Raw genomic sequence first — 8,652 nt, forward strand, 5'->3', positions numbered from 1 at the left:
ACTTAAATTCTCAAATTTTAGGGCTGATCATGTCTATATATTTCGTCCAAGTTATCTCATCGTTACTGGGATTTGTCCTTTTTGCAGCGTTAAACAACGACAAAAAGAACCTAAAAGCGCTATTTTTACCCTCGGTTTTGGGTATCGCAGCTGGCATAGTCGTTTTTAAGATCGCTAGACTCACGCTTCACGATGCCGGCATGAAAATGGTATTTGACGCGGCCACTTTGATATTTTTGCTAGTTAGCGCGCTTTGGATTTTTATCAAATTTAACCCTGCAAAGATGATAACGTTTTTCGCCTTGGGTGCGGGCTACGGCCTAACCTACGCTCACGCTAGCGCGAATTTTCCGGTATTTGCCGGCGAGCTACTCGATACGCAGTCCATCATCAGCCTATTTTTGATGATATTTGCGTTTTTGCTTTTACTGATTTTATTTTTCGTCGTTTCAAATTTAAAAGAGTGCCTATGCAAGCACGTCTTACGGACGTTTTCGCTTCTTTCGCTCGTGGTTTTGATAGTGCAGGCTATTTCAAACACGGGGCTTGAGTTTATGCGAGCGGGCATGATACCTACGTATCCGTGGGCGCTCTCGCTCGTGGCTAAGGGCATTTACTATACGACGTTTGCGCAGTATTTTTTCATCTTTTTAGTTTTGGTTTTGGCGGTTGTAAATTTCAAAAAACGCCCGGCTCCGCTGGTAAAATCAGTCGTGGGCTCAAATAAATTTAGATTTAATAACGCGACTAGAAATTTCATGGCGGCAAACTCAAAAAGTAGCATAGCTATCGTCGTTACGGCTCTGATTTTTGGGCTTTATTACGACCTGCACGCATCTAAACCGCCCGAGATCTCAGATCCTATCGTCGTAGAACCCGTAAACAACGAGTTTAAATTTGACGTCCAAGAGCTAGCCGACAACGAACTTCACCGCTATGCCTACATAAACGACGAAGGCAGGGAGATAAGATTTTTTCTTTTAAACCGCTTTTCAGACCGCGCTTCGCCGATCATCGTATTTGACGCGTGCGCGATATGCGGCGATATGGGCTACGTCAAAAAGGGCGGCGATCTCATCTGCATCTCGTGCAACGTACGCATTTTCTTGCCGTCGGTTGGCAAAGAGGGCGGCTGCAACCCGATACCTATGCCGTTTGAATTTGACGGCAAATTCGTAACCGTAACGCTCGATACCATCCAAAGCGGCGCGAACTACTTCTCAAAAGTCGTCGAAAAAACGGTGTTAGATCCGGTAAGCCGCAAAAAAGTAAGCAACATCGGCTCGAAATCTTATTTATACTACAACAGGACGTATTTCTTTGAAAGCGAAAAAACTCAGGCGGAATTTGAAGCCAACCCTGAAAAATACGTCGATATAAACGGGACTTTAAAATGAAAAATATGCAACTAAGGCTCATAAAAAGCTCGATCACCGGCTCGAAGGTGCAAAAAGGAATGGCCTTTATCACCATACTTTTGGCGACGGTTTTGATCGCTTGTATGCTAAATATCACGCTAAAAATCGGCGATCAGATCGCTAGCGAGCTACGCGGCTACGGCTCAAACATCGTCGTCCTGCCAAAGGGCGAAGCGCTAGCTATCGAGATCGAGGGTAAAAATTTCACTCCGCTAAAATCGCAAAATTACCTAAACGAAGAGGATTTGCATAAGGTAAAGGAAATTTTTTGGCGAAATAATATCGTGGCGTTTGCGCCGTTTTTAAACGGCGAGGTAAAGGACGCTAGCGGCGAAAAATACCAAATCACGGGCACTTGGTTTGATAAATTTGCAAAAGTAGCCGACGAGCCCGAGTTTAAAACGGGCGTGAAAACGCTGTTTGGCTTTTGGGCGGTCGACGGCAAATGGATAGAGGACGACGATACGCAAAACGTGCTCGTAGGAGAAAATTTAGCCGCAAAGCGAAATTTGAGCGTCGGCAGCGAGCTAAATTTAAACGGACGTAGCGTAAAAATCGCAGGCGTGCTAAAAGGAGCCGGCGAAGAAAGCTATAAAATCGTAACCTCGCTAAAGCTCGCCCAAGAGCTTCTAAATAAGCCCGGCCAATACTCAAAAGCCGAGGTTTCAGCGATGACGATCCCCGAAAACGATCTCTCCGTCAAGGCCAGGCGAAATTTAGACAACCTAGATAGTGCCGAATATGATATGTGGTACTGCTCGGCCTACGTTAGCTCGATCGCATATCAGATCGAGGAGAACTACGCGGGCGTAGCGGCAAAGGCGATGATGCAAGTAAGCGACGCCGAGAGTAACATCGTGAAAAAAATCCAAAGCCTAATGGGTATCGTGAGCATCATCGCGCTGGCGGTCTCTTCTATCGGCATTACATCGCTGATGACTAGCGAAATTTACAGACGTAAAAAAGAGATCGGTCTGCTAAAAGCCATAGGTGCCAGCAACTTTGAAATTTACGCCCTTTTTGCGAGCGAAAGCCTAGTTGTGGCGTTTTTTGCGGGCATTTTGGGAGCGTTTTTGGGCTACGCGTTAAGCTACATAATCGCTTACAGTATCTTTGGCTACGGTATCGGCATCGCTTGGATCGTGCTTCCGCTTAGTATCGCTTTTGCGCTTCTTATATCGATCGCGGGCTCGCTCGTGCCGATGAGAAGCGTCGTCAAACTCTTGCCTGCGGAGGTGCTATATGATCGCAAATAAGGGCTTTTTTTATAACGTCATCTTTAAAAGCCTGCGCTTTGGCGCGGCTAGAGTGGGCGTCATCATCGTCTCTATCTTGCTTGGCGCGTGCGTGACGGCGGCCTTTGTAAACGTATATCTAGATATCGATTCAAAAGTAACAAAGGAGCTAAAAAGCTACGGCGCAAACGTAATTTTCGCCCCTGCAGACCCCGTTAGCGACGCGATAGACGAGGCTAAATTTAACGAAAAGATCGCCAAAATCCCAAGCGACAAGCTAATCGGACAGAGCGGATATCTTTTTACGCAGGTAAACATAGGCCCTACGACTGCGATCGCCATGGGCGTCAAATTTAGCGATCTAACGCGGGTTAAGCCGTTTTTGGAGGTTAAAGAGGGGCAGGGCATAACGCTTGATTTTGACGAGAGAAACGCGCTAATCGGCACCGATCTAGCTAAACAAAGCGGCTTTAAGGTCGGCGACGTGATAGAAGTGAGGCAAATCGGCGCGAATTCGGGCGAAAAGGTAAAGATCCGCGGCATCGTGCAAGACGGCGACAAGGAGGACTCGCTACTCATCATCTCTCTACCTCTAGCTCAAAAGATAGCAAACGAGCCAAATACGCTAAACTACGCCGAGGCCGTAGTAACGGGCAAATTTGACTACATAAGCGAGCTTGGTAAAAGCCTTAGCGACGAGCAAATTTCCGTCAAACCCGTAGCTAAAATTTCAAAATCAGAGGGCCTAATTTTGGATAAGATTAAGCTTTTGATGGCACTTGTTAGCTTTGTTATCTTGCTGATCACTTCTATGTGCGTAAACACGACGCTAAGCGCGATTTTATTCTCGCGCTCAAAGGAGATCGCGCTGCTTAGAGCGCTGGGCGCTAGCAAGAAAAACGTGTTAAATTTGTTCGGCGTTGAGACTTTCGTCACGGCGTTTGCGGCGGCTTTTGTAGGCGCAATTTTAGGCTACGGCTTAGCGCAAATTTTAGGTTACGCGATTTTTGATTCGAGCATCGATTTTAGATTTATGAGCATACCGATAGCGATGGCGATCTCGCTCGTTTTTGCGGGCGTGGCCTCGATCTATCCGATCAAACGGGCGCTAGAAAATAAAATGGCCGATATTTTAAGAGGAGAATAATATGCAGTACGCGATAAGATTAAACGGGATAGAAAAAAGATTCGGCGAAGTAAAAGCGCTAGAGAGCATTACCTTTGACGTAAACGCCGGTGAGTGGGTCAGCATAATGGGCCCAAGCGGTAGCGGCAAAAGCACGCTGGTAAATATCCTCTCGCTTATGGACGAGCCGACCGCAGGCACGTACACGCTAGGCGGAGACGACGCTAGCAGGCTTAGCGACGAGGAGACACTCAAATTTCGCCGCGAAAAGATCGGGCTGATATTTCAGCAGTTTCACCTCATCCCTTACCTAAACTGCGTCGAAAACGTGATGATAGCGCAGTACTATCACAGCAGCGTGGACGAGGAGGACGCTAAAAAGGCTCTCGAGCGAGTGGGACTGGGACACAGACTAGATCACCGTCCGAGTCAGCTTAGCGGCGGCGAGCAGCAGCGTCTGTGCATCGCGCGCGCCCTGATAAACGATCCTGATATCTTGATAGCCGACGAGCCGACGGGCAACCTCGACGAAGCAAACGAACGCGTAGTTTTGGAGCTGTTTCAAAAGCTGCGAAGCGAGGGCAAAACGATCCTGCTCATCACGCACAACCCGGATCTTGGGCAGTTTGGCGATAAGATCGTTTATCTAAGGCACGGCAAGATGGAAAATATCCACTACGTGAGCGACGGCGAGCGTGCGGAGGCATGCGAGAGGCTAGCTGCTCAGCCAAGCGGCCAAAGCGCCTTTGCGACGGTTTAAATTTGGGAGAATTATGATAAAAAAATATATATTATTAGTCTTTGCGGCGGCGATGATAGCGGGCTGCGGAAATAGCGGCTTTGACAAGCACCACATCAGCCTAAACTCGCCAAAGGGCGTAGACACGCACTATTTTCCAGAGGGTAGACGGCTCAAAACGGACGGCAAGCCTTATATGCTCTTTTTCTTCGGCACATCCTGCGGCGCCTGCGTAGCGCAAGCTCCAATCGTAAATGAAATTTACTCCGAGCTTAAGGACAAATTCGGCGTTTACGGGATATTTGGACCCAGCCTTGGCTTTGATAAAGATATCGATATGGTAAAGCACCACGGCATCGAATACGATGTGATTAGCGATAAAATTTCGGTCGATTATTTCAGTAAGGCAGTGGGCGGCGTGATGGGCGTGCCCGCGATCTTCGTCTTTGACGGCGAGGGCAATCTCAAAAAGCGCTTCATCGGACTCACTCCAAAAGCCACTCTAGAAAACGAGATCAAGCTGGTATTATAAATTTACTCAAACGTAAAGATTTAGTAGTAAAATACGCTTAAATTTGATCCTAAATTTGACCCGTCCGCGTTAAATTTGCTGCGGTCAAATTTAGGCGAGGAGACGCGAAATGAAACTAAAAATTTTCTCTATTTTGCTATTTGCGATTTTTTTCGTAGGCTGCGGCGAACCGCGCACGCCCGAGCTTTACGCTAAAAGCACGGTGCCTATTTTTATAACAAACGGCGACGTGAAAAAAGCCTCGCGTAGCGTCTATGTTTACTTTAAAAACTCCTGCGGCTACGCAAATACGCTAGAAAACACCGTGCGAAGCAAACTACTGCAAAACGGCTTTACGCAAAGCCTCGATCAAAAAAGCGCCGATATCGTGATAATGGGCGATTTTGCGAGTTTGCAGCGCCTTGAGCGACGCGAACGCCCGCGAGTGTATATGAATATGGGATATGGCTTTGGCAGCTACGGGCGCACACGAAGTATGGGCTTTGGCATGCTTTTTGGCGACCCGTTTGACGATGATTTTTACGACAGGACGGATTATTATCTTTATAGAGCCTTTATCAGCGTGATGATCCGCGCAAACGGCAGCGAACAAAGGACCAATCTCGAGATCGAAAGCGGCCGAAATCTTTATTCGCCAAGCTACATAATCCCATACATAGAAGAAAAGGCGGCGACGCAGATACTTAACTTTTTTTACCCTTAACGGCTTGTCTTTTTCCTTTATGCTTCGTTAGAAACTCGGTCGGCTTCAGTCACGGACGACTAGTCCGCCCCCTCGTCTCCGTCGTTTCCGCCTCGTCTAAAGAAGAAATACTTCGCCTTATTGTTTTACGTTCAAATTTTAAGTCAAATTTGTAAATTTCGGCTTCAAATTTTACCCACCGAGACCCACATCTTGAAAACGTAAATTTAAAATTTGCGGCGCGACAGCGCCAGATAAACCTGCGCATAGCGCAGCAACCTCTCACGTGCAGTGGGGTTGGAGAGGGTTTCTGCGTCGCTGTGCTAGCAGCTGCAAGCAGACGGGGGCGGTTCTGCTTCTGGCAGTTGCGAGTGCATAGCACGACGCAAAGGAAGGCGACGCTCTACTTTAGCTTCACTACGTTTGCTACCGTCGCCCTATGGGCTTGAGACTGCTTCGCTCGTACCTGCAAGCAGACCGTAAGTAGAATCCCCTTCCTCTCCCGAAAAAAAAGAAAAAGGGAGCTATTTTGCTAGCTTCGCTCGCAACTGCTAGCAGAGCGTAATTCAAGCCCCTTTCTTCTCAACAAAAAAGATTAAATTTAATGCATAACGCCAAATTTAATCAAACCAAAATTTGACATTTCCTAGATATGGGTCTGGGTGCCTGAAATTTAAGTTTATCAAATTTAACTTTGCCAACGTCAAATTTGCCGCCGACTGCAAACCGAACTGCGCGAAATTGATAAATCTTATCTTAACAAAAATCAGGAAATATTCAAATACCTTTCTATATAATTGTGATACGAAAAATCAAAATTATCATAAAGGATTTTAAATGAGATTAGCTATCAGTCTGGCTGCGGCTGCGACGGCGCTATTTGCAAACGGCGCAAATCCCGACGTCATAAAGCCGATAAAGGATTTTACGCCTCCGCCGCCTTATACGCCAAACATCGCTCAAAGCGCGTTTCCCGAAAATCAATTCGACCGCGCACCTAGGGATGATTATTTTTTCGTGACGGATTTGCTCGATAATTCGATGGATAAATTTCACGTCGCGGGCGGATTTTACGGCAGGACGTTTTACGGTTCGGGACTTTTTAAATACCGCGGCGCAAATTTCTACACGATTTTAAACGCGAACTTTTCTAAAGCCAACCGCTACAAAGACGGCGGCGGCAGAGAGTGGAACTACGGCTACGCCAGGCAGGGACAAAGCGCGATCGTGGGTTTCGTGCCTAGCGAGCTAAGCGAGTTTAGATTTACGCTCGTGCACGATAATATCGACGACGACAAGCAGCCTCACCACCTCATGGACGCCGTCAAAACCGAGCGATACGTCGGTAAATTTAACGCTCGTATCGGCGCGGAGGATCTATCAAATACGCTAAATTTCGAGCTGATGCTGCGCGACGTGAGCAGAAACGCCGACAACTATCATCTAAGAAGCGCGGCACAGACGGTCAAGGTCGAACTGGATAGAAAAATCGTGGACGCCGAGCTAAAATACGACGCGGACTTGGGCGACTTTCACAATCTTGCAGGCATCAGCTATCAGCACGATAATCACGAAGGCAAAAGGTACGTAAAACAGCCTAGCGGCTGGGTTTTTAACGGCTATAGGTTCGCCGACGTGACAAATAAGCGAACGAGGATTTTTGATACGCTGAGTTATAAATTTAGCGACGCTCACAAGCTTAGCCTTGCTCTAAACTACGACTGGATGAAGTCAAATTTAAAGGGATTAAACGAGCCCTATTTCTCGCCCTCCGCACCGCTTAGGACGGTAAAAGGGCTTATCCGCAGCGTTTATGGATATGATTTTGACGGTAGCGTCAAGCAAGACGGCCTAAGCGCCAGCCTAAAATATGACTTTACTCCAAACGAGCTAGATAGCTACTACGCGGCGCTCGAGAGCTTGCAGCGCATACCCGGCAACATGGAGCGATTTAACACGCTTTACGGTCCGATGAATAACGGCTGGGTGAGCAACCCGCTGCTAAAGCCCGAGCGTCACAACCGCGTAAATTTGGGCTTTACTTACAAGAGTGAATTTTATAAAGATTACTTAAGCTCGCGTCAGGGCGAGGATAGCTTTAGCGTGGGCGGGTACTTTATCGCAGACGACGCGCAGGATCTGGTTATCTACGATCGCCGCCACTCGGCCGCTGCTGCGCCGATGAATAAAAACGCCGTTATCACGCGCAACGTCGATGCTAGAATTTACAGCGTAAATTTGCGCGGCGAGTATAATTTCGCGCGAAATTTCGGGCTAAAAACTTCGCTATTTTACAACTACGGACAAAACAAAACCGACGGCAGACCGCTCTATCAAATTCGCCCGTTTGAGGCAAATTTGGCCTTTGATTACAAAGACTACGCGAGCTTTGGCAGCTACAACATCGGCACTGCGGTGCGCTACGTGGCAAAGCAAAACAGGGGGGATTTCGATAAATCCACCGGCTTTGGCATTGACAAGCGCGAAGCCGCAAAGAGCTTTACGACGATGGACGTTTACGGCGGATTTGAGTTTAAAAACAGCTGGGGCGTGAGGCTTGGCGTGACGAATATCTTTGATAAAGATTACGCCGAGTTTATCAGCGGCGAGCACGTAGGGGCGCTAGATCCAGATCCGGTGGTGCGTGCGCCGGGGAGTGCGGTGTTTGTTAGCTTTCACTCTAGTTTTTAAAATTTGATCGGCGGCTCGTCTCGTGAGCGTCTTTAACGGAGCTAGAAATTTTCTCTCTCGATGAACTATATGTTCTATCTTCGATCGAAAATTTCTTCGCAACCCTTAAATCCATCTCACGATACTTCGCCTTATCGTTTTACGTTCAAATTTTAAGTCAAATTTGCAAATTCTGGCTTCAAATTTTACCCACCGAGACCCACATCTTGAAAACGTAAATTTAAAATTT

At 47.3% G+C, this 8,652-nt stretch carries 8 protein-coding genes; 7 read left to right on the forward strand and 1 reads right to left on the reverse strand.

What is annotated here, in order from left to right:
* Positions 1 to 29 precede the first annotated feature (29 nt).
* From Q0218_RS11205 to Q0218_RS11235, 7 genes are all read left to right on the forward strand, one after another.
* Positions 30 to 1,397 carry a Fe-S-containing protein gene (locus Q0218_RS11205; protein ID WP_297969625.1) on the forward strand — a complete coding sequence of 456 codons (1,368 nt, stop codon included), beginning with the start codon at positions 30 to 32 and terminating at the stop codon, positions 1,395 to 1,397.
* A complete protein-coding gene (locus tag Q0218_RS11210; protein ID WP_297969627.1) occupies positions 1,394 to 2,674 on the forward strand; it encodes an ABC transporter permease in 1,281 nt (426 codons plus the stop codon). The genes Q0218_RS11205 and Q0218_RS11210 overlap by 4 nt, the downstream gene beginning before the upstream one ends.
* Positions 2,661 to 3,800: an FtsX-like permease family protein gene (locus Q0218_RS11215; RefSeq protein ID WP_297969629.1), complete on the forward strand. Its 1,140-nt coding sequence runs from the start codon at positions 2,661 to 2,663 to the stop codon at positions 3,798 to 3,800. Before Q0218_RS11210 ends, Q0218_RS11215 begins: the two co-directional genes overlap by 14 nt.
* A 1-nt stretch (position 3,801) precedes the next feature.
* Complete coding sequence (locus Q0218_RS11220) at positions 3,802 to 4,539, forward strand: ABC transporter ATP-binding protein (RefSeq protein ID WP_297969631.1); 738 nt, start codon at positions 3,802 to 3,804, stop codon at positions 4,537 to 4,539.
* Positions 4,540 to 4,552: 13 nt separating this feature from the next.
* On the forward strand, positions 4,553 to 5,050 hold the full coding sequence (locus Q0218_RS11225) for a TlpA disulfide reductase family protein (protein WP_297969633.1): 498 nt from the start codon (positions 4,553 to 4,555) through the stop codon (positions 5,048 to 5,050).
* 109 nt (positions 5,051 to 5,159) lie between these two features.
* Positions 5,160 to 5,753, forward strand: coding sequence for a hypothetical protein (locus tag Q0218_RS11230; protein WP_297969635.1), 594 nt, complete (start codon positions 5,160 to 5,162; stop codon positions 5,751 to 5,753).
* Between the two features lie 816 nt (positions 5,754 to 6,569).
* Positions 6,570 to 8,423 carry a TonB-dependent receptor gene (locus tag Q0218_RS11235; protein WP_297969637.1) on the forward strand — a complete coding sequence of 618 codons (1,854 nt, stop codon included), beginning with the start codon at positions 6,570 to 6,572 and terminating at the stop codon, positions 8,421 to 8,423.
* Here Q0218_RS11235 and Q0218_RS11240 read toward each other — a convergent pair.
* Positions 8,413 to 8,538 (reverse strand): hypothetical protein, encoded by a 126-nt coding sequence (locus Q0218_RS11240; RefSeq protein ID WP_297969639.1) that lies wholly within the window; start codon positions 8,536 to 8,538, stop codon positions 8,413 to 8,415. The two genes, Q0218_RS11235 and Q0218_RS11240, sit on opposite strands and share 11 nt — an antisense overlap.
* Positions 8,539 to 8,652: the final 114 nt, after the last annotated feature.

Source organism: uncultured Campylobacter sp. (assembly GCF_938039245.1).
Classification (GTDB): Bacteria; Campylobacterota; Campylobacteria; order Campylobacterales; family Campylobacteraceae; genus Campylobacter_A.

Bases quoted from the DNA above. Each gene is read 5' to 3' on its own strand.
- Q0218_RS11205 (WP_297969625.1), top strand. From the start codon at position 30: ATGTCTATATATTTCGTCCAAGTTATCTCATCGTTACTGGGATTTGTC.
- Q0218_RS11210 (WP_297969627.1), top strand. From the start codon at position 1,394: ATGAAAAATATGCAACTAAGGCTCATAAAAAGCTCGATCACCGGCTCG.
- Q0218_RS11215 (WP_297969629.1), top strand. From the start codon at position 2,661: ATGATCGCAAATAAGGGCTTTTTTTATAACGTCATCTTTAAAAGCCTG.
- Q0218_RS11220 (WP_297969631.1), top strand. From the start codon at position 3,802: ATGCAGTACGCGATAAGATTAAACGGGATAGAAAAAAGATTCGGCGAA.
- Q0218_RS11225 (WP_297969633.1), top strand. From the start codon at position 4,553: ATGATAAAAAAATATATATTATTAGTCTTTGCGGCGGCGATGATAGCG.
- Q0218_RS11230 (WP_297969635.1), top strand. From the start codon at position 5,160: ATGAAACTAAAAATTTTCTCTATTTTGCTATTTGCGATTTTTTTCGTA.
- Q0218_RS11235 (WP_297969637.1), top strand. From the start codon at position 6,570: ATGAGATTAGCTATCAGTCTGGCTGCGGCTGCGACGGCGCTATTTGCA.
- Q0218_RS11240 (WP_297969639.1), bottom strand. From the start codon at position 8,538: ATGGATTTAAGGGTTGCGAAGAAATTTTCGATCGAAGATAGAACATAT.